We start from the raw sequence: 25,277 nt of genomic DNA on the forward strand, positions 1-25,277 counted from the left end.
CCGGTCACGGGGCGGGCAGGGCCAGCAGCGCCTCCACCGCGCCGGCGAGGTCGCCGGCGACGATCGCGGCCGGGTCGTACACGGCCGGGTAGCTGCGCTCCGCGCGCGGGAACCAGGCGGCGGTCAGCCCGGCCCGCAGCGCCCCGTGCACGTCCCAGCCGTGCGCGGCGACCAGCGCCAGGCGGCCCGGCTCCACGTCGCACACGCCGGCCGCCCAGAGGTAGACCTCGCGAGCCGGCTTCCACGCCCGGATGGCCTCGCTGGACAGCGACCGCTCCACCAGCGGCGCGATGCCCCCGCGGTCCAGCGCCGCCTCGGCGACGCCGGGGGAGCCGTGGGTCAGGGTCACCACCCGGACGCCGGCCCCGACCAGCCGGCGCAGCGCCGGCTCGACGTCGGGGTGCGGGCTGAGCTCGGCGAACGCGCCGGCGACCTGCGCGCGCCGGCCGGCGTCCAGGTCGGTGGTCTGCGCCAGGGCGGCGTCGAAGGCGTCCCGGAAGCGGCACCAGGTGCCGGCCGTGGCGGCGGCGAAGCCGGTGAGCAGGGTGCGGGAGAAGACCGACGGCAGCAGGTCGGCGGGCTGGCCGAGCTCCACCAGCGCGGCGCGCACCGGGCCGAGGTCGAGCAGGGTCTCGTTGACGTCGAAGGCGACCACCTCGGGCCGCACGGCGGTCACGCCGGGCCCCGGTCCACCCGGGCGCGGTGGACCCTGACCTGGCGGCGGACCAGCAGGCCGACGGCGAGCGCCATGGCGGCGTAGATGACGTAGTCGACGTACTGCAGGTACTCGGTGACGACGTCGCCCAGGGCCACGCCGAGGCCGATGAGCACGCTGTTCCAGATCAGGCTGCCGGCGGCGGTGTAGACGACGAACTGGCCGAACGGCATCCGGACGACGCCCGCGGGCACCGAGATGAAGCTGCGCACCAGCGGCACCATCCGGCCGAAGAACACCGCCGAGCGGCCGTGCCGCTCGAACCAGGCGAAGGTGCGGTCGACGTCCTCGGTGTCGACCAGCGGCAGCCGGTCGAGGAAGGCGTGCGAGCGGCGCGGGCCCAGCGCCCGGCCGATGTAGTAGAAGGCGATCGCGCCGAGCACCGAGCCGAGGGTCGCGGCGAGGACGACCGGGACGATCGACATCCGGCCCTCGTTGATGAGCACGCCGGCCAGCCCCAGCACCGCCTCGCTGGGGATCGGCGGGACGACCGTCTCCAGCAGGATCGACAGGCCCACGCCCACCGGTCCCAGCCGCTCCACCAGGTCGAGCAGGAAGCCGGTGATCCCGCCGGAGTCGGAGGAGGCCGCGGCGGCGAGGGACGACATGCGCCCCACGGTAACGGCGCGCTCGCCCGGGGACCGGCCGGCGGCCGGAGTAGCTTCGCCACCCATGCGGCAGCGCTTCACCGCCCGGGCCGTGGTCGTCGGGGACCGCGCCGGCACGGTCGTGCCCGACGCGGTGGTCGACGTCGACGACGGCACGATCGGCTGGGTCGGCCCGGCCGCCGACGCGCCGGACGCCGGGGACGCCGCGGTGGTCGCCGTTCCCGGGGTGCTCGTGCCGGGGCTGGTCAACACCCACTCGCACGCGCCGATGGTGCTGTTCCGCGGCCAGGCCGAGGGGCTGCCGCTGGCCCGCTGGCTGCGCGAGGTGATCTGGCCGCGGGAGGCGCGCCTGACCGCCGACGACCTCGAGGTCGCCATGACCGCGGCGTCGTCGGAGATGCTGCGCGGCGGGGTCACGACCAGCGTGGAGATGTACTTCTCCCCCGAGCGGATCGCCGCCGCCGTCGGCCGCACCGGCGCCCGCGCCGTGGTCGCCACCCCGCTGCTGCCGCTGCCCGGGATGCCGCCGCTGGCCGAGCAGCTGGCCGCCGCCGTCGACCTCGCGGCCGCCGCGCCCCGCGACGGCGCCGTCGAGTACGGCATCGGCCCGCACGCGGCCTACACGCTGCCGCTGCCGGTGCTGCGCGACGCCGCGGCCGCCGCCCGCGAGCACGGCCTGCTGCTGCACCTGCACGTCGCCGAGACCGCCACCGAGGGCGCGGACCTGCTGGCCACCCACGGGCTGTCGGTGCCGGCGCTGCTGGCTGCGCACGACGTGCTGGGCGGGCGGGTGCTCGCCGCGCACTGCGTGCACCTCGACGACGGCGACCTGGAGCTGTGGCGGGAGTACGACGTCGCGGTGGCCCACTGCCCGGCGAGCAACGCCAAGCTGGCCAGCGGCACCGCCCCGGTGCGGGCGATGCTCGACCGCGGCGTCCGGGTCGGGCTGGGCACCGACGGGCCGGCGTCCAACGACGGGCTGGACCTGCTGGCCGACGTCCGGCTGGCCGCGCAGCTGGCCCGGCTGCGGGAGTCCTCGGCCACCGCGCTGACCGCCGCCGAGGCGTTCTGGCTGGCCACCGGCGCCGCCGCGGACGCGATCGGCCGCCCGGACCTCGGCCAGGTCGCCGCCGGCCGGCGCGCCGACCTGGTGCACGTCGACACCCGCGACCTCGCCTTCGAGCCGGTGCTCGACCCGGTCGACCTGCTCACCCACCTGGTCTGGTCGGGCACCTCGCGGCTGGTGCGGGACACCTGGGTCGGGGGTGCGCAGGTGGTGCGCGACGGCGTGTGCACGACGGTGGACGCCGACGCCCTGCGCGCCGACGTCGCCGACCGCGGGCGCCGCCTCGCCGGATGACGGTGGACAGCCGCCCCGCGGGGGTCGTGCCCGGTGGCGGGCTCAGGACCGCAGGGAGATCGTCTCCCCGCGGGTGATCGCCCGGATCTCGCCCGGTGCGCGGCGGGCGGCCACCTCGCGGACGAAGTCGCCCAGCGGCGAGGCGAACCGGTCGTAGTCGTCGTAGTGCACCGGCACGGTCACCGGGGGCTTGAGCAGCTCGACCAGGTCGGCGCCCTGCCGGCCGTCCATGGTGACGGTGAACCCGAGCGCCTTGGTGCCGCCGAGGTGCGGGATGACGACGTCCAGCGGCCCGCAGCGCTGCAGCACCTCGCCGAGCCACGGCTTGAAGACGGTGTCGCCGCTGATGTAGCCCCGCCAGGCCACCCCGCCGTCCCGCACGAGCTCGAGCACGCTGCCCATCACCGGCGGCAGCAGCCGCGCCATCGGACCGGGGCCGTGCACGCCGGGCACCGAGGTGACCCGCAGCGTGACGCCGTCCCGGGTGAGCTCGTGCCGCTGCCACGGCGTGAGGTCGACGGTCGACCGGAACCCGCGGCGCTCCAGCGCCTGCGCGGCGGCCGGCGTGGTGAGCACCGGGGTGCCGCGGTCGAGGGTGCGGGTGGCGATCCGGTCCCAGTGGTCGGCGTGCAGGTGCGACAGCAGGATCGAGTCCAGCGCCGGGAGCCGGTCGGGCAGCAGCGCGGGGTCGGTCAGCCGCTTCGCCCACAGCCCCTTGCCCAGGTAGGCCCGCTGGCCGCGGCGCAGGAAGTTCGGGTCGGTGAGCAGCGTGAACGGCCCCAGCCGCAGCAGCATGGTGGCGTTGCCGCCGAAGGTCAGCGTGACGTCGTCGGCGGGGGACGGCGGGACGGGAGCCATGCGGGTGCCGCTACCCCGTTCGGCCGGGCTTCACCGCTCCCGCAGCCGGCGCAGCGCCGCACGGGCCTCGGGCACCGCGAGCGGCAGGGTGGCCAGCTGGGCCAGCGCGGCCACGGTGCACCACGAGCAGACCCGCCGGTGCCGGGTGACCTGCTCGGCGAACAGGTACACGCCGCCGGCGGCGTCCGCGGCGGTCTTGGCCGCCAGGGCCAGCGGCACCCAGGGGGTGTCCCGGGCCCGGTCGCGGTCGCCCATCCCGGCCAGCGCCAGCGTCACGCCGGCGCTGAGCAGGCCGAGCGCGGCGTCCGGCGTCCGCAGCAGCTGGTAGGCCTCGCCGGAGGCGTCGACGGCGTCCGCGCCGAGGCCCGGCAGCGGCGGCTCGGGCACCCGGCGCAGCACGCCGAACTGGTACAGGCCGACGACGCCCAGCGCCGCCGAGGCCAGCGTCGACAGCCCGGCGATCCACCGGCGCTGCTCCAGGTGCGCCCCGCTGCCGCGCCGCAGGTCGTCGCTGACCCGCTCGGCCGCCGCCGACCCCGGCCGGCCCACGCCCCCCGGCCGGGGTCGCACCGATGCCGCCGGCGGCCCGGACGGCCGCTGCCTCGTCGTCCGCATGCAGCTCGCGTGCCCCGCGGACGCGCCGGTGAACCGCCCTGCGCTGCCGGGGCGGACACCAGCGGTGAGGATGCGTGACATGACGGACGGACGGCGGGGACGCCTGCGGGCGCGGTGGCGGCGGCTGGCCGAGCGCACCCGGCCGGTGCACCCGGAGACCGGGCGGGCGCTGGCCGAGCGGTGGGCGGCGCTGCCGGAGCACGTGCGCACGCCGGCGCAGAGCCTGGGCCGGCACGCGGTCGGCTGCGAGGGCACGCACGGCGTCTTCCCGAAGTGCAACCTGACCTGCACCCCGTGCTACCACTCGGCCGACGCGAACAAGGTGCGGGTGGACGGCGGGCACACCGTGCGCCAGGTGGACGCGCAGATGGCCTACCTGCGCGAGCGCCGCGGCCCCTACGCGCACGCCCAGCTGATCGGCGGCGAGGTGAGCCTGCTGGCGCCCGACGACCACGCCGAGGCGCTGCTGACGATGCGCCGGCACGGCCGCTCGCCGATGTCGATGACCCACGGCGACTTCGATCCCGGCTACCTGCGCGCCCTGGTCACCGGGGACGACGGCCGGCTGCGGCTGCCCCGGGTGAGCTTCGCCGCGCACGTCGACTCGCTGATGCGCGGCCGCCGCGGTGCCGTCCGCCCGCGCACGGAGGCCGAGCTGCACCCGTTCCGGGAGCGCTTCGTGCAGATGTTCCGCGACCTGCGCGCGGAGACCGGCCTGCGCTCCTACCTGGCGCACAACATGACGGTCACGCCGGCCAACCTGGGCCAGGTGGCCGAGGTCGTGCGCGCGGTGGTGCCCATGGGCTACTCGATGATGAGCTTCCAGCCGGCCGCGCACGTCGGCGACGACCGCCGCTGGAAGGAGTCCTACACCGCGGTGGACGTCGACGCGGTGTGGGCGCAGCTGGAGGAGGGCCTGGGCCGTGCCGTCCCGCACCAGGCGATCGAGTTCGGCGACCCGCGGTGCAACCGGCTGGGCTTCGGCTTCCTCGCCGACGGTGCCTGGCACCCGTTCGTCGACCCCGCGCACCCCGCCGAGCTGCGCGCCCGCGACGCCTTCTTCGCCCACTTCGGCGGGGTCGCCTTCAGCAACACCCCGCCGGCGCTGCTGGCGGTGAAGGTGCTGCGGGTGCTGCGCGCCCACCCCGGGGACGTCGCCGTCGCCGCCGGCTGGGCGCGCAGCCTGGTGCGCCGGGCGGGCGGGCTGCGGGCGCTGGCCGGGGCGGCCCGCCGCCGCCGGCTGGGGCTGATGACCTTCGAGGTGCACAGCTTCATGGACGCCGCGCACGTCGGGCCGGCGTGGGACCTGATGCGCCGCGGCGTGGTCGCCGAGGACCCGCAGCTGCGGGCCACCCAGGAGCGGCTGGCGGCCTGCACCTACTCCATGGCCCACCCGGAGACCGGCGAGCTGGTGCCGGCCTGCGCGCAGCACTCGGTGCTCGACCTCGCGGAGAACGCGCAGCTGCGCACGCTCCTGCCGCTGACCGTCGTCTGACCCCGGAGGGCGGACACCCCGTGGACCGTCGGTGGTCGACGTGCCGGAGGGCCGGGCCGGCGTCCACGGTGGGGAGGTGACCACCTCGCACCGCGCGCCCGGCCGCCGCCGCACCCGCCCGCGCGGTGACGCCGGACCTGCGGGTGCGCGTGCTGGTCCTGGACGGCACCAACCCGGCCGAGGTGACGCCGCCGCTCGTGCCGCGGGTGGCCGCGCTGCGGGCCGAGGCGGCGTGGTTCGCACCGGCGCCTTCACCACCCGCGAGCCGCTGGTGCCCGCACCGGCCTGACCGCCCGGGGCGGCGAGATCGGCGATCTCGCACGGTCGGGGCTCCTCAGCCGTGCGAGATCGCCGATCTCGCCGGGTCCGGGGCGGACGCCGGGCCGGCCGGCGGCACCACCGTGCGGGCGCCGACCGGCAGCACCAGCCCCACGGGCCGGCCGGCGGGCAGCTCCTCGCCGGCGGCGAGCTCGGCCTCGACCGCCGTCCCGACGGGCCCGGGCACCTGCACGACGACCAGCGCGCGCAGGCCGCGCCGCCGCACCCGGACGACCGTGCCGGTCACGTCGGCGGCCGGGTCACCCGGCGCGGTCACCCGCACCGCCTCGGGGCGGACGACGAGCACCCCCGGCCCGTCCGGAACCGGCCCGGGGAGTGCGAGGGGCCCGAGCGCGGAGGTGTGCACGCCGTCCCGCACCGTCCCGGGCACCTCGGTGCGCCCGCCCAGCAGCCGGCTCACGGCCAGGGACGCCGGCCGCGCGTAGAGCTCGCCCAGCGGCCCGGCCTGCTGCAGCCGGCCGCCGTCGAGCACCGCGACGGCGTCGGCCAGCGCGTCGGCCTCGGCGGGGTCGTGGGTGACCAGCAGCACGGTGGGGTCCAGCCGCAGCCGCAGGTCGGCCAGCAGGTCGTGCATCTCGGCGCGCAGCGCGGTGTCCAGGGCGCTGAACGGCTCGTCGAGCAGCAGCACCCGCGGCTCGGCGGCCAGCGCGCGGGCCAGGGCCACCCGCTGCTCCTGCCCGCCGGACAGCGCCCGCGCCGGCCGGTCGCCGTAACCGGCCAGCTGCACCAGGCCCAGGTACTCCTCGGCGCGCTCCCGGGCCCGCCGCCGCGGCACGCCGCGCACCCGGTCGGCGAAGGCCACGTTGTCGCGGACCGACAGGTGCGGGAACAGCAGCGGCCGCTGGAAGACCATCGCCATGCCGCGCCGCTCGGGCGGCACGCCGGCCAGGTCGCGGCCGTCCAGGCGCACGCTGCCGGCGGTGGGCTCGTCGAGGCCGGCGGTCAGCCGCAGCACCGTGCTCTTCCCCGAGCCCGACGGGCCGAGCACGGCCACGCAGGAGCCGGCGGGCACGTCGAGGGTGAAGCCGTCCAGCGCGGGCGCGGAGCCGCTCGCGTGCACCCGGGTCAGCCCCTCCAGATCCAGCGCGGCGCTCACCGGCGCCGCCCGAGCAGCCCGACCGCCACCAGCAGCGCCAGCGGCGGCAGCACCGAGCCCAGCGACAGCACGGCCACCTGCGCCTCGTTGCCGACGCTGGACGCCGCCGACGCGACCAGCAGCGGCAGCGTCACCAGCTGCCCGCCGCCGACGAGCAGGGTGACCACGTAGTCGCTCCAGCCCACCAGGAAGGCCAGGAACGCCGCGCCGGCCAGCGCGGGGGCCAGCATCGGCAGCTGCACGGCGAGCACCGCCCGGCGGGCGGTCGCGCCCAGGGTGCGCGCCTCCTCCTCGAAGCCGGGGTCGTGGGCGGCGTAGGCGGTGCGCATCAGCACGGTCGTGTACGGCAGCGCGGCCACGGTGAGCAGCAGGACCACACCGACCGACGCCGGCACCCGCAGCCGCAGCAGCAGCACGTCCAGCCCCAGCGCGACGGCGAAGGGCGGGAGCACCAGCGGGGAGAGCAGGGCGGCGAGCACCGCGCCGCCCGCCGGCACCCCGGAGCCGGCCAGCGCCCGCCCGGCCATTGCGCCGAGCGGGGTGGCCAGCGCCGCGACGACCAGCCCCAGCACCGTCGAGCGCAGGGAGGCCGTCCCGGCTCCGGAGTCGACGGCGTCGCGCAGCCCCGCCGTCCCCCACGCCTGGGGCAGCACCGCCGGGGCGGTCCACCGGTCGGCGGCCGCCCACAGGACGAGGGGGACGAGGGGGAGCAGCAGCCAGACCGCCAGCGCCGCCCGGCCCAGGCGGGTGCCTAGTGCCATGCCGACAGCCTCCGCAGCGCGCGCAGCGCCAGCAGCACGACGGCCAGGGCGAGCACCGCGGTGGTCACGGCCACCGCGGCCGCCTGGGGGCGCACGGCCAGGTCGATGGAGCCGGCCAGCCGCACGGCCATCACCGGCAGCGGCTCGGGGTAGGGGCGGCCGAGCAGCGCGGCGACCTCGTAGGAGCCCAGCGTGTAGACGAAGGTGACCGCCGACGCCCCGCCCAGCGCCGGGGCGGCCAGCGGGAGCGTCACGAACCGGAACCGCGCCCACCGGCCGGCACCCAGCAGCGCCGCCGTCTCGCCGTAGGAGCGCGCCCGCGAGGCCAGCACGCCGCCCACCACGAGGGCCACGAACGCCGACTCCTTCCACGCGTACTCCGCGACGACGGCCACCCACCACGGCCCGCCCACCAGCGACGGCCAGGCGTCCGGGGACACCCCCAGCCAGCGGGCGAGCACGCCGGTGTCGGCCAGCAGCAGCCCCATCGCGGCCGCACCCACCAGGTGCGGGACCGGGATGGTGAGCGCGGCCAGGGCCCCGAGCAGCCGGCTGCGGCGGACGGCGGCGGTCGCGGCCAGCGCGAGCGCCAGCCCGACGGCGGCGGCGAGGACGGTCGAGGCCGCGGCGATGCCCAGCGACAGCCGGGTCGCCGTCCCCAGGTCCCCGGCCGCGGCCCGCCAGGCGTCCAGCGACAGCTCCGGCCGCCCGACCAGCGGGGTCAGGCCCAGGCTGAGCAGGACGGCGGAGACCAGCGCCGCACCGACCACGGCCGCGACCGGCACCAGGGCGGGGAGGACGAGCAGCACCGCCCGCCGCCGGGGGGTCACGGGGCCGTGCTCACGGGGCCGTGCTCACGGGGCCGTGCTCACGGGGCCAGGACCGACCGGCGCCACCCCTCGTCCAGCGGCGAGACCCAGTCCGCCGACAGCTCGGGCTGGGCGTTGCGCGACAGCTCCGCGTAGGGCGGCACGACGGGGGAGGCGGGCAGCTCCTCGAAGGCGGCGCGGTCGGCGTCCTCCAGGCGGCCGGTGTCGAGGACGGTGAACTGCCCCCAGGTGCCCGGGTCGGCCTTGGCGGCCTGCTGCTCCGGGGACAGCGCCAGGTCGGCGACGACCTGCGCGCCGGCGGAGTCGCCGGAGGTGGAGGGCAGGGCCAGGAAGCTGGCGTTGCCGAAGGTGCCCTCCTCCAGCGTCAGCACCCGCGTCGTCTCCGGGAAGGTGCCGTCGGCGACCAGGTCGGCCAGCGTGGCCGGCCCGTAGGTCATCGTCATGTCCACCTCCCCGTCGGCGAACAGCCGGTCGAGCTCCTGCTGCGACTGCGGGTACGTCTCCCCGCCGCGCCACAGCGCCGGGGACAGCGTGGCCAGCCGCTCGAACAGCGCCGGCGCGTACTCGTCGTAGGCCTCCTGCGAGAACTCCAGCGGCACCTCACCGGGGCCGCCGACCACGCTGGTGAGGACCTGGCGGACGAACACCGAGCCGGTGAAGTCCGGCGGGGCGGGGTGGGTGAACCGGCCCGGGTTGGCCTGCGCCCAGTCCAGCACGCCGGCCAGCGTCGTCGGCGGCTCGGGCACCCGCGCGGAGTCGTAGACGAGGGTGAACTGGGCCTTGTGCCAGGGCGACTCGCACCCCTCCACCGGGACGCCGAAGTCGTCGGTGAGCAGCGGGTCGGCGGGGTCGGTGTACCGCCGGTTGGGCAGGTCCAGCGCCCAGTCGCACAGCCAGGCGCCGGCCTGCCGCCCCGCGGCGTAGTTCTCGCCGTTGACCCACACCAGGTCGACCTCGCCGTCGGTCACGCCGGCCTGCCGCTCGGACAGCACCCGGTCCAGCGCGTCGCCGGTGTCGGCCACCGGCACGCGGCGCAGGGTCACCCCGAGCTCGGCGGCGGCCGGCGCGAGGACGTCGTCGACGTAGGCGTTGCCGGCCTCCTCGCCGCCGTACATCCACAGGTCGACGGTCTGCCCGTCGGCCTCGGCCAGCACGTCGTCCCACGGCCGGTCGGCGGCCACCGGCGCCTCGGCGGCGGGTGCGGCGCAGCCGGCGAGGGCGAGCAGCGCGGCCGCCGCCGCGATCGGACGACGACGTGCTGCGGCCACCGGACCCGCCTTCCACTCGGGGACGGCGGAGGGGGGTCCGCCGCTGGGGGTGTTCGCCGCGGGCACGGGGTCGGGTGCCGGGTGCGGCCTGTGCAGGATCGTGCACGATCGGGTCGGGTCCCGCTGAGCCGGGCCCGGTCAGGAGGTGCCGTGCTCGACCCGACCGCCCGGGCACTGCTGGACGCGCCGCTGGCCCGCACGGCGGCGCTGCTGGACCGCCCGGGCATCACGCCGGACCGGCTCACCGGGGCCAACCTGGTGCTCGGCCTGGCCAGCGCCGCGGCGGCCGCGGCCCAGCTGTGGCTGCCCGCCCTGGTGCTCTGGCTGGCCTGCCGGCTGGCCGACGGCCTGGACGGCCCGCTGGCCCGCCGCCGCCGGGCGATGGCCTCCCCGCCCGCCCCACCCGGGGACGCCGGGGCCGGCGGGTTCTTCGACATCACCGCCGACTTCGTCGTCTACGGCGCCGGCGTGGTCGGGGTCGCGGTCGGGGCCACGGCCGGCTCCGGCGCCTCGTGGCTGCCGTTCCTGGCCGTCCTGCTGGCCTACTACGTCAACGGCGCGGCGTTCCTGGCGTTCTCCTCGATCGCCGAGCGGGCCGGCCGGCGGCTCGACGACGGCCGCTCGCTGTCCTTCCTCGGCGGGCTGGCCGAGGGCACCGAGACGGTGCTGGTGCACGCGCTGTGGCTGCTGTTCCCCGCGTACGCCGGGCCGGTCGCGTGGGCGTGGGCGGCGCTGGTGGGGGTGAGCGCCGCGCACCGGATGTGGGCGGGCTACCGCGCGCTGCGCTGAGCGCGCAGCCGGACGGCGGCCCGCAGCACCCGCCCGAGCACCGGCCCGGCCAGCCGCGCGCGGACGTCGTCCACCGCGGCGTCCCAGGCCGCCCCGCTGTAGGTGGGGTAGGCGTGCGTGGTGCCGGCCAGGTCGGTGGTGGTCAGCCGCTCGCGGACGGCGAGGGTGAGCTCGCCGAGCACCTCCCCGGCGCGCGGGCCGACCGCGGTGGCGCCGACGACGCGGCGGCGCCGGTCGAGGACGAGCGTGGTGAACCCGTCGGTCGCCCCGTCGGTGACCGCCCGGTCGACGTGCCCGTGGCCGACCCGGCGCACGGTGACGCCCCGCTCGGGCGGGAGGCCGACCGAGGCGACCTCGGGGGAGGTGTAGGTGACCCGCGGCACCACCGGGTCGACCTGCCGGGACAGGCCGAGCAGCGCGTTGGTGGCGGCCAGGCTGCCGTGGACGCCGGCGGTGTGGGTGAACTGCGGGTGCCCGGTGAGGTCGCCGGCGGCCCAGATGCGCGGGTTCGTCGTCCGCAGGGCGCCGTCCACCACGACGGTGCCGTCCCCGCGCAGCTCGACCCCGGCGGCCGCGCAGCCGAGGTCCGCGGTGCGGGGCCGCCGACCGACGGCGACCAGCAGCCGGTCGAAGGGGACGGCGGACCCGTCGGCCAGCCGCAGCGCACCGTCGCGGACGGCCGTGACGCCCGAGCCGGTGCACACCGTCACGCCGTCCCGCCGCAGCGCCGCCGTCACGACGGCGGAGGCCTCCGCGGGCTCCTCGGTGAGCAGCCGGTCGGCGCCGTCGACCACGGTGACCGCGGAGCCGAGGCGGGCGAACGCCTGCCCGAGCTCGCAGCCGATCGGGCCGCCACCGAGGACGGCCAGGCGCGCGGGCAGCTCGGTGAGGTCGTCCCACACGGTCTCGCTGGTGAGCGGGCGGGCCTCGGCCAGCCCGTCGACCGGCGGCAGCGCGGGGGCGGCGCCGGTGGCCAGCAGGGCGCGCCCGAAGCGGACGCCGCGGCCGCCGACCGTGGCCGTGCCGGGGCCGGTGAGCACCGCCTCGGCGGCCTCCACCTGGACACCGGCGGCCTCCAGCGCCTCGCGGGAGTCGACCGGGCGGATGTGCTCGATGGCGGCCCGCACGTGCGCGCGCACCCGGCCGAAGTCCACGGTGACCTCGCCGGCGTCCACGCCGAACCGACCGGCGGTGCGGGCGCCCGCCGCGGCGTCGGCGGCGGCGAGCAGCGCCTTGGACGGGACGCAGCCGGTCCACAGGCAGTCGCCGCCGGTGCGGTCGCGCTCGGCCAGCAGCACGCGGGCCCCGAGGCTCGCGGCGGTCCTGGCGCCCACCATCCCCGCCGTCCCGCCGCCGATGACCAGCAGGTCCACCACGCCGTCGTCCCGTCGCCCGCGCACGGCCCGACGGTAGGCGCTGCGGGCGGCCGCACCGGCCGGTCAGGCCGCGGGCGGCTCCCAGCCGTGGTCGGAGCAGGCGCGGAGGAAGGCGCCCCCGGCCTCGGCGACGGCGGCGTCGTCGAGCTCGTCGCTGGCCACCGTGTCGCGGAACCGCCGGTAGGGGTCGGTCAGCACGTCGCTGCCGGACCGCCCGACGAGCTCGCCGAGGCGGGCGACGAGCGCGTCGCGCTGGTCGGCGGGCCGGCCGGACACCGCCCAGGCCGACACGGCCCCGCACGCCTCGGTGGACGTCGCGTCCAGGGGCTCGCCGCCGCAGGAGGCGAGCGCCAGGGCCGCCGCCAGGAGCGCCCAGCTGCGCCGACCGGTCATGCCGCGACGGTATCGGGGCCCGCGGGGGACGATCGGTGGGTGCTGTCCACCCCCGACGTCCTCGTCATCGGCGCCGGGCAGGCCGGTCTCGGGACCGCGTACCACCTGCACCGCCTCGGCGTCCGCGACGTGCTGGTCCTCGAGGCGCGCGGCATCGGCCAGAGCTGGCTGGAGCGCTGGGACTCCCTGCGGCTGTTCACCCCGCGCCGGTACTCCACGCTGCCCGGGCTGCCGTTCCCGCCCGGCCCGACGCCGACGCCGTCGCGGGAGGAGATGGCCGGCTACCTGCGCGAGTACGCCCGCCGGTGGGGGCTGCGGGTGCGCACCGGCACGCCCGTGCGGCGGCTCACCCGCGACGGCGGCGGCTTCTGCGCCGACACGCCGGCCGGCCCGGTGCGCGCCCGGCACGTGGTGGTCGCCTCGGGGGCGTTCCGCCGCCCGTCCGTCCCCGCGGCCGCCCGCGACCTCGCCGTCCCCCAGCTGCACTCCGCGGACTACCGGCGTCCGGACGACGTCCCGCCGGGGCGCGTGCTGGTCGTCGGCGGCGGCAACTCCGCCGCCCAGCTGGCCGTCGAGCTGGCCGCGACCCACGACGTCACGGTCGCCAGCGCCCGCGAGCCGCGCTACGTGCCCGAGCGGGCGCTCGGGGTGGGCCTGTTCGACTGGCTCCGGCTCACCCGGGTGCTCGACGCCGACCGGGACGCCTGGGTGTCCCGGCGCATCCGGGCCCGCGGCGACGCGGTCGTCGGCCGGGACCTGGACCGGCTGCGCCGCCGCGGGGTGGTCCGGGTGCTCCCGCACCGGGTGGTCTCCGCCGACGGCGACCGGGTCGGGCTGTCCGACGGCTCGGTCGAGGAGGTGGCGAGCGTGTTGTGGTGCACCGGTTTCGCGCCCGACACCGGCTGGGTCGACGTCCCCGGCGCCCTGGACGGGGACGGCGCACCCCGCCACGACCGCGGCGCCTCGCCGGTGCCCGGGCTGCACTGGATGGGGCTGCCCTGGCAGACCCGGGTGAACTCCGGGCTGGTCGACGGCGTGGACCGGGACGCCCGCCGGACGGCCGCCCGGGTGCGCCGCGCGCTGTCACCGGCCCCTGGTAGACAGGGGCGGTGGCTGCCTCCCGCGACGTGGACGCGTCCTTCCTCGCCCTCCCGCTCTCCGCGCTGACCGACGCCGCGCTCACCCGCGCGGTCGACCTGGGCTGCGCGCACGCCGACATCCGGGTGGAGCGGATCCGCACCCAGTCGATCAGCCTGCGCGACGCCCGGCTGGAGGTGCTGGCCGACGGCGAGGACCTCGGCCTGGCCGTGCGGGTGGTGCACGAGGGCACCTGGGGCTTCGCGGCGGGCGTCGTCCTCACCGCCGCCGAGGCCGTCCGGCTGGCCGAGGAGGCCGTCGCGGTGGCGCAGGTGTCGGCGGCGGTGAACAGCGACCGCGTCGAGCTGGCGCCCGAGCCGGTGTACCCGGACGGCGTGTGGGTGTCCGACTACGACGTCGACCCGTTCGCGGTGCCCGACGGCGAGAAGACCGCGCTGCTCACCGAGCTGTCCGAGCAGCTGCTGGCCGCCGACGGTGTCGAGCACGTGCAGACCGGCTGCCAGTCGGTCAAGGAGCAGAAGTACTACGCCGACACCGCCGGCACCCGGACCCGCCAGCAGCGGGTGCGCATCCACCCCGACCTCACCGCGCTCACCGTCGACCGCACCACCGGCGCCTTCGAGAGCATGCGCACCCTCGCCCCGCCGGCCGGCCGCGGCTGGGAGTACCTGACCGGCACCGGCTGGGACTGGCGCGCCGAGATCGCGGAGATCCCCGAGCTGCTCCGCGAGAAGACCAAGGCGCCGTCGGTGCAGCCCGGCCGCTACGACCTCGTCGTCGACCCGTCGAACCTGTGGCTGACCATCCACGAGTCCATCGGGCACGCCACCGAGCTGGACCGCGCGCTGGGCTACGAAGCCGCCTACGCGGGCACCTCCTTCGCCACCCCAGACAAGCTCGGCACGCTGCAGTACGGGTCGCCGGTCATGGACGTCACCGGGGACCGGACGGCCGCGCACGGGCTGTCCACGGTCGGCTGGGACGACGAGGGGGTGGCCGCCCAGCGGTGGGACATCGTCCGCGACGGCGTGCTGGTCGGCTACCAGGTCGACCGCAACACCGCGCGGCTGGGCGGCATGGCGCGCTCCAACGGCTGCGCGTTCGCCGACTCCCCGCAGCACACGCCCGTGCAGCGCATGGCCAACGTGTCGCTGCAGCCGGCACCCGACGGCCCCTCGACCGCGGAGGTCATCGCCGGCGTCGAGCACGGCGTCTACGTCGTCGGCGACAAGAGCTGGTCGATCGACATGCAACGCTACAACTTCCAGTTCACCGGCCAGCGCTTCTACCGGATCGAGGGCGGCCGCCTCGCCGGCCAGCTGCGCGACGTGGCCTACCAGGCGACGACGACGGACTTCTGGGGTTCCATGCGGGTCGTCGGCGGCCCGCAGACCTACGTCCTCGGCGGCGCGTTCAACTGCGGGAAGGCCCAGCCCGGGCAGGTCGCCCCGGTCAGCCACGGCTGCCCGGTGGCGCTGTTCGAGGGCGTGGCCATCCTCAACACGGTGCAGGAGGCCGGTCGATGAGTTCCGGTGCGAGCGTCAGCGAGCGGGCTGTGAGCATCGCAGCGAGCGCCAGCGAGCGAGGAGCGGGACGATGAGTTGGCTGCGTCCGCAGGACGTCGTCGAGAAGGCGCTGGCCGCCTCCACCGCCGACGGGCAGGTCGCCTTCGTCGTGGAGAGCTCGGAGGCCAACCTCCGCTGGGCCAACAACAGCCTGACCACCAACGGCGCGATGCGCTCCCGGCAGGTCGTCGTCGTCTCCTTCGTCGACGGCGGCGCCGGGGTGGCGGCCGGCACCGTCGCCCGCACCGGCAACCCCGACGTCGCAGAGCTGGTGGCCGCCAGCGAGCAGGCCGCCCGCGACGCCGGCCCGGCCGAGGACGCCGTCCCGCTGGTCAGCGAGACCCCGCCCGGCGCCGGCGACTGGGACGCCGACCCCGCGGAGACCTCGATCGCCGTCTTCCGCGACGTCGCGCCGGCGCTCGGGGAGGCCTTCGGCGGCGCCCGCGACCGCGGCGAGCGGCTGTTCGGCTACGCCGAGCACGGCATGTCCACCACCTACCTCGGGACGTCGACCGGGCTGCGGCTGCGGCACGACCAGCCCGGCGGCCGGGTGGAGCTCAACGGCAAGAGCGACGACATGAGCCGCTCGGTGTGGGCCGGCGTCGGCACCCGCGACTTCACCGACGTGTCGGTGGCCGGCCTGGTCGCCGACGTGCAGCGCGGGCTCGGCTGGTCGCAGCGGCGGGTCGAGCTGCCCGCCGGCCGGCACGAGACGCTGCTCCCGCCCTCGGCGGTCGCCGACCTGATGATCTACGCCTACTGGACGATGCAGGCCCGCGACGCCGACGAGGGACGCAACGTCTACGCCCGGCCCGGCGGCGGGAACCGGGTCGGCGAGCGGCTGGCCACGCTGCCGCTCACGCTGCGCAGCGACCCGTTCGAGCCCGGCCTGGAGGCCAGCCCGTTCCAGGTGGTGAGCGCCTCGTCGGGGGCGGCGTCGGTCTTCGACAACGGCATGGCGATCCCGGCGGTCGACTGGGTCTCCGGCGGTGTGCTGACCAATCTCATCCGGCCCCGGGCCTGGGCGCTCAGGACCACCGCACCGGCCACCGCCGCCGTCGACAACCTCGTCCTGGAGCAGCCGGGCGCGACCGCGTCCCTGGAGGACATGGTCGCCGCCACCGACCGCGGGCTGCTGCTGACCACGCTCTGGTACATCCGCGAGGTCGACCCGCAGACGCTGCTGCTCACCGGTCTGACCCGCGACGGCGTGTTCCTCGTCGAGGGCGGGGAGGTGGTGGGCGCGGTGAACAACTTCCGGTTCAACGAGTCGCCGGTGGACCTGCTCGGCCGCATCACCGAGGCCGGCCGCACCGAGCGCACGCTGCCGCGGGAGTGGAACGACTGGTTCACCCGGACCGCGATGCCCGCCGTCCGCGTGCCGGACTTCAACATGAGCTCGGTGTCCCCGGCCAGCTGAGGCCGCCCGCACAGGCGGGGTCCGTGTGACGGATGGTGCGTGCCGACCGGTCCGTCCCACGTTTGGGGGATGGCGTACGTGACGTTGTGCGTCCGGGCACCTACCGTCTGTGTCGTAACAGTGGTCGTCCCGAGCATCGACGCACCACCCGCTGCACGCCCCGGCGAGCAGCGGATGGGGTCTCCTCGCCCGGCCGCAGACGGGCTCCGGCACAGCCGGATCGGTGAGGGGAGCACTCCGTGACGAGGGGTCAGAAGCCGTCGGTCCTCCAGATCGGCAGGGTGTGGGACGACGGGAACACCGTCGTCGTGTCCGGCTGGGGCCTGGGCCTGTGCGCCGCCGCGTGCGCGTGCCACCGCCACCCCGTCGCCGGCAGCCTGGCCATCGCCGAGGACCAGGTCCGCGGCCTCATCGGTCTGGTCAGCTACCGCCACGACTGCGACTGCTGCGAGCCGTGGACCGCCGAGGAGCTCACCGCCATCGTCCGCGACCTGGAGATGGTCTCCGCCCTCGACGCCCAGGAGCCCCTCGCCGGCTGATCGAGGGCCCGGGTCGGTGATGTGCGTCCGTGGCGCACGTTCCGTCGCGGGACCCGCCACCGGCGCACACCGCTGTGACCGAGCACGGCCGCGGTGCGTGGTACCCCGGGCCGCCGTCCGGGTAGGGGTGCGGCCATGCTCGGACGCGCTGCCCTGCGGGGTGCCCTCGCCGGCCTGGCCGGCACCGCGGCGATGACGCTCGCCGAGAAGGCCGAGCAGTCGGTGACCCACCGGCCGGACTCCTCCGTGCCCGCGCGCACCCTGACCGCCCTGACCACCGGGCGCCGGCTGCCCGGGTCCGCGCGCCCTCCGGTGCGCAACCACCTCATGCACTGGGGCACCGGCGCGGCCGTCGGCGCGCTGCGCGGCGTCTGGTCGGCCAGCGGGCTGCGTGGCTGGCGCGCCTCGGCCTGGTACACCTCGGTGCGGCTGGCCACCGACCAGACCCTGGAGAACGCCACCGGCGTGGGCGCGCCGCCGTGGACGTGGTCCCGCCGCGACCAGGTCGTCGACCTCTGCGGCAAGGCCGTCTACTCGTTCGTGACCGGCGCGGTGGCCGACCTGCTGGTCCCGCTCGCCCCGGACCGCACCCCTGCGGGCTCCGCCCCGCCGCGCCGTCGCTGACCTGCCCGCTGCGGCTCCTGGGACCCCCGCGCCGGACGGGGGCCGTGGGACGGACGGGGCCGGACCGGCACCCGGCGGCCCGCGCGCCGTCGCCTACCCCTCGACGCGACTTCCTTACCGTGCGTGTTCACGCGCTCGGAACTCCGCCCCCTCCCCGGGGCGGGGCGCGGCGAGAGGAAGCCGGTCATGGGCCGCAACCGGACGACGAGCCGACGCTGGTCGCGCGCCACGCTGGGCGCCGCACCCCTGTCCGTCGCCGTGGCCGTCGGGTTGCTGCTGGCACCGGGCACCGCAGGGGCCACCCCCGCCACTCCCGCCCCGGCCACCCCCGCCGCCCCGGCCACCCCGGACGACGCCGCGCGCCTCGTCGCCGAGGCCAACCAGCAGCTGGCCGTCCTCGACGAACAGGTGCACGAGGCCCAGCTGACCGTCACGCAGCACCAGGAGAGCGCAGCGGCCGCGGCCGCGACCGCCGCGCAGGCCGACGCCGTCCTGGCCGGCTACGCCCCGCAGCTGGCCGCCATCGCCCAGACCTCCGGCACGTCGCAGTCCCGGATGGCCGCCTTCCTCACCGGGGACTCCGCGGCTGACGTCGTCCAGCAGATGACCACCCTGGACCTCATCGCCGCGCACACCGAGGGGCTGCTCGCCGAGGTCTCGGTCGCCCAGCGCGCCGCCGAGCAGGCCCGCGCCGAGGCCGACGCCGCCGCCGCGCAGGCCACCACCGCCCTCGCCGAGCTGGAGCGCCAGCAGGCCGAGGTGCAGACCCGCCAGGAGCAGTACGAGCGGGACTACGCCAGCCTGTCGGCCGCCGCGCAGGCCGCCGTCCGGACCTCCGTCGCCGGCCCCTCGCTGGCCGCGCCGGACACCGACGCGGTCGTGGCCGCCGCACCCAGCGGGGACGTCGGCGCCGTCCTCGAGGCCGCGCTGGCCCAGGTGGGCGACGACTACGTGTGGGGCGGGACGGGCCCGGACGGGTTCGACTGCTCGGGCCTGACCGGCTTCGCCTACCGGGCGGCCGGGGTGTCCCTGCCGCACTCCAGCCGGGCGCAGTCCCGCCTGGGCGTGGCCGTCTCCCGCGACGAGCTGCAGCCCGGCGACCTGGTGTACTTCGGCTCGCCCGTCTACCACGTGGGCATCTACGTCGGGAACGGGAAGATGGTGCACGCCCGCACCTTCGGCATGCCGGTCGCGGTGACCAGCGTGGACATCGGCGACTACGCCGGAGCGCGCCGCGTCCTGTAGCCGCCCGGCCGGGGGCTACGGACGGCGGCCCTCGGCGAGCTGCCGCACGAGCGCGGCGATCCGCCTGGCCCGGGTCTGCGGCGTGGCCGCGGTCGCCACCCGGAACAGGACCGCGTACCGGTCGGTGCCCCCCAGGGCGTCGAAGGCCTCCCGCGCCGCGGGCTCGGCGGCCAGCGCGGCGGCCAGGTCGTCGGGCACGGTGGCCGTCGCGGGGCCGGCGTAGGCCCGGTCCCAGCGCCCGTCGGCCCGCGCCGCCTCGACCGCGGCCAGCCCGGCCGGGCGCATCCGGCCGGCCGCGGTGAGCTCCGCGACCGTGGCCACGTTCTTCCGCGACCAGACGCTGCGCGGCCGCCGCGGGGTGATCCGCACCAGGTAGGACGTGTCGTCGAGGCCGTTGGACCGGCCGTCGATCCAGCCGAAGCAGAGCACCGACTCGACCAGCTCCGGGTAGGTCACCGAGGGGACGCCGGACCCCTTCTTCGCGACCTGCACGTACAGCCCGGGCGCGGTCGCGTGCTCGGCCTCCAGCCACTCCTCCAGGGCCGCCTGGGTGGGGAAGGCCCTCGTCGGCAGGTCGTCCGGCACGGTCACGGCGGTCATCCTGGTGGCGGCCGTACGGCCAGTCCACGGGGCGTCCCGGCAGTCCGCCCCCGGTGCGGGGCCGGTGGGCGTGTGCTGTGCTGTCGCCCGTGGCCGAGAACTTCATCGCCGAGTTGCCGTTCGGGTCCCCGCAGATCGACGAGGAGGCGTTCGTCGCGCCCACCGCCGTCGTCGTCGGGGCCGTGACGATGGGCCCCCGGTCCAGCATCTGGTACGGGGCGGTCGCCCGGGCCGACGCCGAGGTCATCGAGATCGGCGCGGACTCCAACATCCAGGACGGCTGCACCCTGCACTCCGACCCCGGCTTCCCGCTGGTCGTCGGCCGCGGGGTCACCGTCGGGCACCGGGTCGTCCTGCACGGCGCCCGCGTGGACGACGACGTGCTGGTCGGCATGGGCAGCGTGGTGATGAACGGCGCGCACATCGGCTCGGGGTCGATCGTCGCCGCCGGCGCCGTCGTCACCCAGGGCACCCAGGTGCCCCCGGGTTCCCTGGTCGCCGGCGTGCCGGCCAAGGTCATCCGGCAGGCGTCGGAGACCGACGGCGAGCACATCCGCGGCAACGCGGCCAGCTACACCGGCCGGCTGGCCGACGCCCGCCGGGTGCGCCCGCTCGGCTGACGCGTCAGGTGCCGAGCAGCTCGCGGACCAGCGCGCCGACGGCGTCGACCTCGATGAGGAAGCCGTCGTGCCCGTACGGCGAGGAGATGACCCGCAGCGGCACGCCGAGGGCGTCGGCCACCTCCTGCTGCAGGGCCAGCGGGTAGAGCCGGTCGCTGTCCACGCCGGCGACGACCGACCGGGCGGTGACCCGGGACAGCGCCGCCTGCACGCCCCCGCGGTCGCGGCCGACGTCCCAGGAGTTCATCGCCTCGGTGAGCACCACGTAGCTGCCGGCGTCGAACCGGCGGGCCAGCTTGTCCGCGTGGTGGTCCAGGTAGGAGGCGACGGCGTACCGGCCGTCGTCCTGCACCTCGGTGCCGAACCGCTCGTCGAGCTCCCGCGCGCTGCGGTAGGTGAGGTGCGCGATCCGCCGTGCCACGCCCAGGCCGGCGACCGGTCCCGGCCCGGGCAGGTAGTCGCCGCCGGCCCACGCGGCGTCGGCGCGGATCGCCGCCTGCTGGGTGGTCTGGGTGCCCAGCTGGTCGGCGGTCGCGGCGGCGCCCGCGGCGAGGAAGAACAGCGCGTCCACCCGGTCGGGCAGCGCGACCGCCCACTCCAGCGCCCGCATGCCGCCCATCGAGCCGCCGAGCACCGCCGCCCAGCGGCCGACGCCCAGCGCGTCGGCCAGCGCCGCCTCGACGCGGACCTGGTCGGCGACGGTGACGACCGGGAACCGCGACCCCCACGGCCCGCCGTCCGGGGCGGCGGACGACGGCCCGGTGGTCCCCTGGCAGCCGCCGAGCACGTTGGCGCAGACGACGAACAGGCGGTCGGTGTCCAGCGGCGCCCCGGGCCCGACCAGCCCCTCCCACCAGCCCGGGGTGGGGTGCCCGGGCCCGGCGGGGCCGGCGACGTGGCTGTCGCCGGTCAGCGCGTGCTCGACCAGGACGGCGTTCCCGCCGCCCGGGGCGAGCGAGCCCCAGGTCTCGTAGGCCACCCGTACCCCCGGGAGCGAGCCGCCGCGCGCGAGGTCGAACGGTCCGGCCAGGTCCAGGAAGCGCCGGTCCCCGACCGGGTCGCCGTCGGTCCAGCCGCCGGGGCGCGGCGGGGCCCAGGGTGCCACCCGGGCCCCGCCCACCTCAGGCGCCCTTCGCGGCGCGGAAGCCGGCCTCCAGGTCGGCGAGGATGTCGTCGATGCCCTCGAGGCCCACGGCCAGCCGGACCAGCCCCGGGGTGACGCCGGTGGTCAGCTGCTCCTCCGGCGTGAGCTGCGAGTGGGTCGTGGACGCCGGGTGGATGACCAGGCTGCGGACGTCCCCGATGTTGGCCACGTGGCTGTGCAGCTCCAGGGCCTCCACGAAGCTCTTGCCGGCGTCGACGCCGCCGTGCAGGTCGAAGGTCAGGACGGCGCCGGTGCCGCGCGGCGCGTACTTCTGCTGCGCCGCGTGCCACGGCGACGCGGGCAGGCCCGGGTAGTTCACCCGGTCGACCGCGTCGTGCGCCTGGAGGAACTCCGCGACCTGCTGGGCGTTGGCGACGTGCCGCTCCATGCGCAGCGACAGCGTCTCGATGCCCTGGACGACGAGGAACGCGTTGAACGGGGAGATCGCCGGGCCGAGGTCGCGGAGCAGCTGGACCCGCGCCTTGAGCGCGAAGGCGGGCGCGCCCAGGTCGGCGTAGACCACGCCGTGGTAGGTCGGGTCCGGCTCGGTGAAGCCGCTGAACCGGCCGCTGCGCCAGTCGAACCGGCCGCCGTCGACGATCACCCCGGCGATGGCGGTGCCGTGGCCGCCCAGGTACTTCGTGGCCGAGTGGACGACGACGTCGGCCCCGAACTCGAACGGCCGGATGAGGTACGGCGTGGCCACGGTGTTGTCCACGATGAGCGGGACGCCGTTGCGGTGCGCGACCCCGGCGACGGTCTCGATGTCGAGGACGTCGCCCTTCGGGTTGCCGACCGACTCGCCGTAGAAGGCCTTGGTGTTCTCGCGCACCAGGGACTGCCAGTTCTCCGGGTCGTCGGGGTCCTCGACGAAGGACACGGTGATGCCGAGCTTCGGCAGCGAGTGGTGCAGCAGGTTGTACGTGCCGCCGTAGAGCGAGGCCGAGGCGACGACGTGGTCGCCGGCCTCCGCGACGTTGAGCAGCGCCAGGGTGGTCGCCGACTGCCCGCTGGCCACGGCGAGGGCGGCGACGCCGCCCTCCAGCGACGCGACCCGCTGCTCCAGCGCGTCCTGCGTCGGGTTCATGATCCGGGTGTAGATGTTGCCCATCTCGGCCAGCGAGAACAGGTCGGCGGCGTGCTGGGTGTCGCGGAACTGGTAGGCCGTCGTGGCGTAGATCGGCAGCGCCCGGGCGCCGGTCGCCGGGTCGGGGCTGGTGCCGGCGTGGATCTGCCGGGTCTCGAAGCTCCAGCTCTGGGGGTCGGTCATGCGCCGTCTCCTCTCGGTCGCGGAGACCCGCGGCGCAGCGAGCTCCGTCCTTGCCCGGGTGACGGACGCCGCCCGGGCCGGCTCTTCCCCTGGAGCACCTCGGACGGAGTCGAGGTTGCCGGGCAGCCAGCCAGGTGCTTGACACTGCCTCTCGTGAGCCACCCGCGATCCTAGGCCGACCCGCCGCACCCGGTGGACGACGGGGGTGGCGGCGGCCGTCGCCGGTCGCTGACACGCTGCCGGGGTGCGCGCACTCGTCTTCGAGACCTTCGGCGGCCCGCTGACCGTGCAGGAGGTGCCCGCACCGGACCCGGCACCCGGCGGCGTCGTCCTCCGGGTGGGCGCCACCGGCGTGTGCCGCAGCGACTGGCACGCCTGGCAGGGGCACGACCCGGACGTGGTGCTGCCGCACGTGCCCGGGCACGAGCTGGCCGGCACGGTGGCCGCCGTCGGGGCCGGCGTCCGGCGCTGGCGGGCCGGCGACCGGGTCACCGTCCCGTTCGTCAACGCCTGCGGCCGCTGCGCGCAGTGCGCCGCCGGCGAGCACCAGGTGTGCGACCGGCAGACCCAGCCCGGCTTCGCCCACTGGGGCTCGATGGCGCAGTACGTCGCGCTGGACGCCGCCGACGTCAACCTCGTCGCGCTCCCCGCCGGGCTGGACGACGCCACCGCCGCCGCGCTGGGCTGCCGCGTCGCCACCGCGTTCCGGGCGGTGGTGCAGGTGGCCCGGGTGCGGCCCGGCGAGTGGGTGGCCGTGCACGGCTGCGGCGGGGTGGGCCTGTCGGCGGTGCAGGTCGCGCTGGCCGCGGGGGCCCGGGTGGTCGCCGTCGACGTCTCCCCGGCCGCCCGGGCGCTGGCCGCCGACCTGGGCGCTGAGCACGCCCTCGACGGCCCGGCGGCGATCCCGGAGCTGACCGGCGGCGGCGCGCACGTCTCCCTCGACGCGGCCGGCGCCGTGGCCGCCTGCGAGGACTCCGTCCGGTGCCTGCGCCCGCGCGGCCGGCACGTGCAGGTGGGCCTGCTGCCGCCCGCGCAGGGCCGCCCGGCCGTGCCGATGGACCTCGTCGTCGCCCGGGAGCTGCAGGTGCTGGGCAGCCACGGCATGGCCGCGCACGCCTACCCGGAGCTGCTCGGCCTGGTCGCCGCCGGGCGGCTGCGACCGCAGGCGCTGGTCACCCGGGAGCTGGGCCTCGACGAGGCCGGCGCGGCGCTGGCCGCGGTCGGCCGTGCGCCGGGCGTCGCCGTCGTCACCCGCTTCTGAGGCCTCAGGTCCCGGGCGCGCCGGTCGCGGTCGCCGCGGTCGTGGGGGCGGCCGTCGTCGGGGCGGCCGTCGTCGGACCGTCCGGCGCCGTCGTCGGGGCCGGCTCCGCGGTCCCCGGGGGCTCCGTCCCCGCGGTCCCCGCCGTCCCCGCCGTCGCGCCCGGGGAGGTCGCCGGCGGCGCGGCGGTGGAGCGCGGCGCCGTGGTGGTGGGCGCGGAGGTCGTCGGCGCGGCGGACTCGGTCGGCACGACCGGCACCACCTGGGCCGGGGTCTCCACGGAGGTGCCGTCGGCGGGGACCGTCCCGGCGGCCGGGTCCGGCGGGCGGACGTACAGGTAGAGCACGTAGAGCCCGACGAACAGCAGCGCCAGGACGACGGTCGAGGTGCGCGCCCGGCCGAGGTGGTGGGGCACCGCCGACCACCAGCGGCGCGGCGCGGCCGGCGGGGCGGTGCTCACCGACGGGGTGCGCGGCGGCTCGCCGGGGCCGTCGGTGCGCGGCGCGGTCACCGCGCACCGTCCACCGACGGCGTGGCGGCCGTCGGCGCCGGCACGCCCAGGCCCTCGCGGCGGAAGGCGGTGACGACGCGGGCGCGCAGGTCCCGGCCGACGTCGAACTGCTTGCCGGGCAGCGTGCGGGCCACCATCCGGACGTTGACCTGCTCCAGGTCGATCGTCTCCACCCCCATGACGCTGGGCGGGTCCAGCAGCAGCGGGCGCAGCTCCGGGTCGCGGAAGGCCTCCGCGCCGACCTGCCGCAGGATCTCGTTCACCCGGTTCACGTCGCTGCTGGTCGGCACCGGGACGTCGACCACGGCGCGCGCCCAGTCGCGGGACAGGTTGGTGACCTTGACGATCTGCCCGTTCGGCAGCGTGACCACCTCGCCGTTGGCCGACCGCAGCCGGGTGATCCGCAGCGTCACGTCCTCGATCGTGCCGTCGGCCGGCTCCACCCCGCCCACCACCTGGATGCTCACCACGTCCCCGAAGCCGTACTGCCGCTCGGTGATGATGAAGAACCCGGCCAGCACGTCGCCGACGATCCGCTGCGCGCCGAAGCCCAGCCCGACGCCGAGCACCGTGGCGGGCGCGACCAGCCCGCCGATCGGGATGCCCGCCCGGTCCAGGACGGCGAACACCGCCACCGCGTAGACCAGCACGATCAGCGTCCAGGTGATCACCTGGGTCAGCGAGTGCCGGTGCTTGGCCGCCTCCGAGCGCACCAGCGCGTCCCCGCCGGTGGCGCGGGCGTCGATGCGGTCGGTGATCTTCTCGCCGACCCAGGAGATGAAGCGGGCCAGCAGCACCGAGCCGAGCACGAGCAGCACGATCTCCAGCCCGCGCCCGGCCAGCCAGGTCAGCAGTGGGTCCAGGGGTTCCATCGGCGCCC

At 77.1% G+C, this 25,277-nt stretch carries 26 protein-coding genes and 1 riboswitch; of the genes, 11 read left to right on the forward strand and 15 right to left on the reverse strand.

Annotated elements, in window-relative coordinates:
- Positions 1–4: 4 nt before the first annotated feature.
- Both CHB98_RS16830 and CHB98_RS16835 read right to left on the reverse strand, forming a co-directional pair.
- Positions 5–676 carry an HAD-IA family hydrolase gene (locus CHB98_RS16830; protein WP_089306758.1) on the reverse strand — a complete coding sequence of 224 codons (672 nt, stop codon included), beginning with the start codon at positions 674–676 and terminating at the stop codon, positions 5–7.
- Positions 673–1,323 (reverse strand): DedA family protein, encoded by a 651-nt coding sequence (locus CHB98_RS16835; protein ID WP_089306881.1) that lies wholly within the window; start codon positions 1,321–1,323, stop codon positions 673–675. The genes CHB98_RS16830 and CHB98_RS16835 overlap by 4 nt, the downstream gene beginning before the upstream one ends.
- A gap of 64 nt (positions 1,324–1,387) precedes the next feature.
- Between CHB98_RS16835 and CHB98_RS16840 the strand changes: the two genes are divergently transcribed.
- Positions 1,388–2,683 (forward strand): amidohydrolase family protein, encoded by a 1,296-nt coding sequence (locus tag CHB98_RS16840; protein WP_089306759.1) that lies wholly within the window; start codon positions 1,388–1,390, stop codon positions 2,681–2,683.
- A gap of 42 nt (positions 2,684–2,725) precedes the next feature.
- On the opposite strand, the gene CHB98_RS16845 is transcribed toward CHB98_RS16840, so the two are convergent.
- Both CHB98_RS16845 and CHB98_RS16850 read right to left on the reverse strand, forming a co-directional pair.
- Positions 2,726–3,541, reverse strand: coding sequence for an MBL fold metallo-hydrolase (locus CHB98_RS16845; RefSeq protein ID WP_089306760.1), 816 nt, complete (start codon positions 3,539–3,541; stop codon positions 2,726–2,728).
- A gap of 30 nt (positions 3,542–3,571) precedes the next feature.
- Positions 3,572–4,111, reverse strand: a complete 540-nt coding sequence (locus tag CHB98_RS16850; protein ID WP_218822403.1) for a vitamin K epoxide reductase family protein — start codon at positions 4,109–4,111, stop codon at positions 3,572–3,574.
- Positions 4,112–4,235: 124 nt separating this feature from the next.
- Here CHB98_RS16850 and CHB98_RS16855 point away from each other — a divergent pair, with 124 nt between their 5' ends.
- Positions 4,236–5,651 carry a radical SAM domain-containing protein gene (locus tag CHB98_RS16855; protein WP_089306762.1) on the forward strand — a complete coding sequence of 472 codons (1,416 nt, stop codon included), beginning with the start codon at positions 4,236–4,238 and terminating at the stop codon, positions 5,649–5,651.
- A gap of 334 nt (positions 5,652–5,985) precedes the next feature.
- On the opposite strand, the gene CHB98_RS16860 is transcribed toward CHB98_RS16855, so the two are convergent.
- Genes CHB98_RS16860 through CHB98_RS16875 form a run of 4 tightly spaced genes read right to left on the reverse strand, consistent with a single transcriptional unit; the run spans position 5,986 to position 9,945 of the window.
- Positions 5,986–7,086: an ABC transporter ATP-binding protein gene (locus tag CHB98_RS16860; RefSeq protein WP_089306763.1), complete on the reverse strand. Its 1,101-nt coding sequence runs from the start codon at positions 7,084–7,086 to the stop codon at positions 5,986–5,988.
- Entirely contained in the window at positions 7,083–7,847 is a 765-nt protein-coding gene (locus CHB98_RS16865; protein ID WP_089306764.1) for an ABC transporter permease, read from the reverse strand. Before CHB98_RS16865 ends, CHB98_RS16860 begins: the two co-directional genes overlap by 4 nt.
- Positions 7,838–8,677, reverse strand: a complete 840-nt coding sequence (locus CHB98_RS16870) for an ABC transporter permease subunit (protein ID WP_245821283.1) — start codon at positions 8,675–8,677, stop codon at positions 7,838–7,840. Before CHB98_RS16870 ends, CHB98_RS16865 begins: the two co-directional genes overlap by 10 nt.
- Positions 8,678–8,715: 38 nt before the next feature.
- Positions 8,716–9,945: an ABC transporter substrate-binding protein gene (locus tag CHB98_RS16875; RefSeq protein ID WP_089306883.1), complete on the reverse strand. Its 1,230-nt coding sequence runs from the start codon at positions 9,943–9,945 to the stop codon at positions 8,716–8,718.
- 150 nt (positions 9,946–10,095) lie between these two features.
- On the opposite strand from CHB98_RS16875, the gene CHB98_RS21215 reads away from it, so the two are divergent.
- A complete protein-coding gene (locus CHB98_RS21215; RefSeq protein WP_143425119.1) occupies positions 10,096–10,734 on the forward strand; it encodes a CDP-alcohol phosphatidyltransferase family protein in 639 nt (212 codons plus the stop codon).
- On the opposite strand, the gene CHB98_RS16880 is transcribed toward CHB98_RS21215, so the two are convergent.
- A complete protein-coding gene (locus CHB98_RS16880; protein ID WP_245821284.1) occupies positions 10,716–12,134 on the reverse strand; it encodes a dihydrolipoyl dehydrogenase family protein in 1,419 nt (472 codons plus the stop codon). The genes CHB98_RS21215 and CHB98_RS16880 overlap by 19 nt on opposite strands.
- Before the next feature lie 39 nt (positions 12,135–12,173).
- Positions 12,174–12,503, reverse strand: coding sequence for a hypothetical protein (locus tag CHB98_RS16885; RefSeq protein WP_089306765.1), 330 nt, complete (start codon positions 12,501–12,503; stop codon positions 12,174–12,176).
- A 39-nt stretch (positions 12,504–12,542) separates the two neighbouring features.
- On the opposite strand from CHB98_RS16885, the gene CHB98_RS16890 reads away from it, so the two are divergent.
- The 6 genes from CHB98_RS16890 (at position 12,543) to CHB98_RS22800 (ending at position 18,994) form a co-directional block, all read left to right on the forward strand.
- Positions 12,543–13,670, forward strand: coding sequence for a flavin-containing monooxygenase (locus CHB98_RS16890; RefSeq protein ID WP_089306766.1), 1,128 nt, complete (start codon positions 12,543–12,545; stop codon positions 13,668–13,670).
- Positions 13,613–15,127, forward strand: coding sequence for a TldD/PmbA family protein (locus tag CHB98_RS16895; protein ID WP_089306767.1), 1,515 nt, complete (start codon positions 13,613–13,615; stop codon positions 15,125–15,127). The genes CHB98_RS16890 and CHB98_RS16895 overlap by 58 nt, the downstream gene beginning before the upstream one ends.
- A gap of 70 nt (positions 15,128–15,197) precedes the next feature.
- Positions 15,198–16,586, forward strand: a complete 1,389-nt coding sequence (locus tag CHB98_RS16900; RefSeq protein ID WP_089306768.1) for a metallopeptidase TldD-related protein — start codon at positions 15,198–15,200, stop codon at positions 16,584–16,586.
- A gap of 239 nt (positions 16,587–16,825) precedes the next feature.
- Entirely contained in the window at positions 16,826–17,125 is a 300-nt protein-coding gene (locus CHB98_RS16905) for a hypothetical protein (protein ID WP_089306769.1), read from the forward strand.
- Between the two features lie 135 nt (positions 17,126–17,260).
- Positions 17,261–17,749 (forward strand): hypothetical protein, encoded by a 489-nt coding sequence (locus CHB98_RS16910; protein WP_089306770.1) that lies wholly within the window; start codon positions 17,261–17,263, stop codon positions 17,747–17,749.
- Between the two features lie 186 nt (positions 17,750–17,935).
- Entirely contained in the window at positions 17,936–18,994 is a 1,059-nt protein-coding gene (locus tag CHB98_RS22800) for a C40 family peptidase (protein WP_089306771.1), read from the forward strand.
- A gap of 15 nt (positions 18,995–19,009) precedes the next feature.
- On the opposite strand, the gene CHB98_RS16920 is transcribed toward CHB98_RS22800, so the two are convergent.
- Complete coding sequence (locus tag CHB98_RS16920; protein ID WP_089306884.1) at positions 19,010–19,585, reverse strand: YdeI/OmpD-associated family protein; 576 nt, start codon at positions 19,583–19,585, stop codon at positions 19,010–19,012.
- Positions 19,586–19,683: 98 nt separating this feature from the next.
- Between CHB98_RS16920 and CHB98_RS16925 the strand changes: the two genes are divergently transcribed.
- On the forward strand, positions 19,684–20,214 hold the full coding sequence (locus tag CHB98_RS16925; protein ID WP_245821285.1) for a gamma carbonic anhydrase family protein: 531 nt from the start codon (positions 19,684–19,686) through the stop codon (positions 20,212–20,214).
- 4 nt (positions 20,215–20,218) lie between these two features.
- Here CHB98_RS16925 and metX read toward each other — a convergent pair whose 3' ends face one another.
- Together metX and CHB98_RS16935 are read right to left on the reverse strand one after the other, a co-directional pair.
- Positions 20,219–21,319: a homoserine O-acetyltransferase MetX gene (gene metX, locus CHB98_RS16930; protein WP_245821286.1), complete on the reverse strand. Its 1,101-nt coding sequence runs from the start codon at positions 21,317–21,319 to the stop codon at positions 20,219–20,221.
- Between the two features lie 16 nt (positions 21,320–21,335).
- Positions 21,336–22,628 (reverse strand): bifunctional o-acetylhomoserine/o-acetylserine sulfhydrylase, encoded by a 1,293-nt coding sequence (locus tag CHB98_RS16935; protein WP_089306774.1) that lies wholly within the window; start codon positions 22,626–22,628, stop codon positions 21,336–21,338.
- A 41-nt stretch (positions 22,629–22,669) separates the two neighbouring features.
- A riboswitch (SAM riboswitch) is annotated at positions 22,670–22,787 on the reverse strand.
- 85 nt (positions 22,788–22,872) lie between these two features.
- On the opposite strand from CHB98_RS16935, the gene CHB98_RS16940 reads away from it, so the two are divergent.
- Complete coding sequence (locus tag CHB98_RS16940; RefSeq protein WP_089306775.1) at positions 22,873–23,889, forward strand: zinc-dependent alcohol dehydrogenase family protein; 1,017 nt, start codon at positions 22,873–22,875, stop codon at positions 23,887–23,889.
- A 4-nt stretch (positions 23,890–23,893) separates the two neighbouring features.
- On the opposite strand, the gene CHB98_RS16945 is transcribed toward CHB98_RS16940, so the two are convergent.
- Positions 23,894–24,397, reverse strand: a complete 504-nt coding sequence (locus tag CHB98_RS16945) for an Rv3103c transmembrane domain-containing protein (RefSeq protein ID WP_089306776.1) — start codon at positions 24,395–24,397, stop codon at positions 23,894–23,896.
- Positions 24,394–25,269, reverse strand: a complete 876-nt coding sequence (locus CHB98_RS16950) for a mechanosensitive ion channel family protein (RefSeq protein WP_089306777.1) — start codon at positions 25,267–25,269, stop codon at positions 24,394–24,396. Before CHB98_RS16950 ends, CHB98_RS16945 begins: the two co-directional genes overlap by 4 nt.
- Between the last annotated feature and the right edge of the window lie 8 nt (positions 25,270–25,277).

The sequence above is a fragment of the Geodermatophilus pulveris genome (assembly GCF_900188375.1).
Taxonomy (GTDB): domain Bacteria; phylum Actinomycetota; class Actinomycetes; order Mycobacteriales; family Geodermatophilaceae; genus Geodermatophilus; species Geodermatophilus pulveris.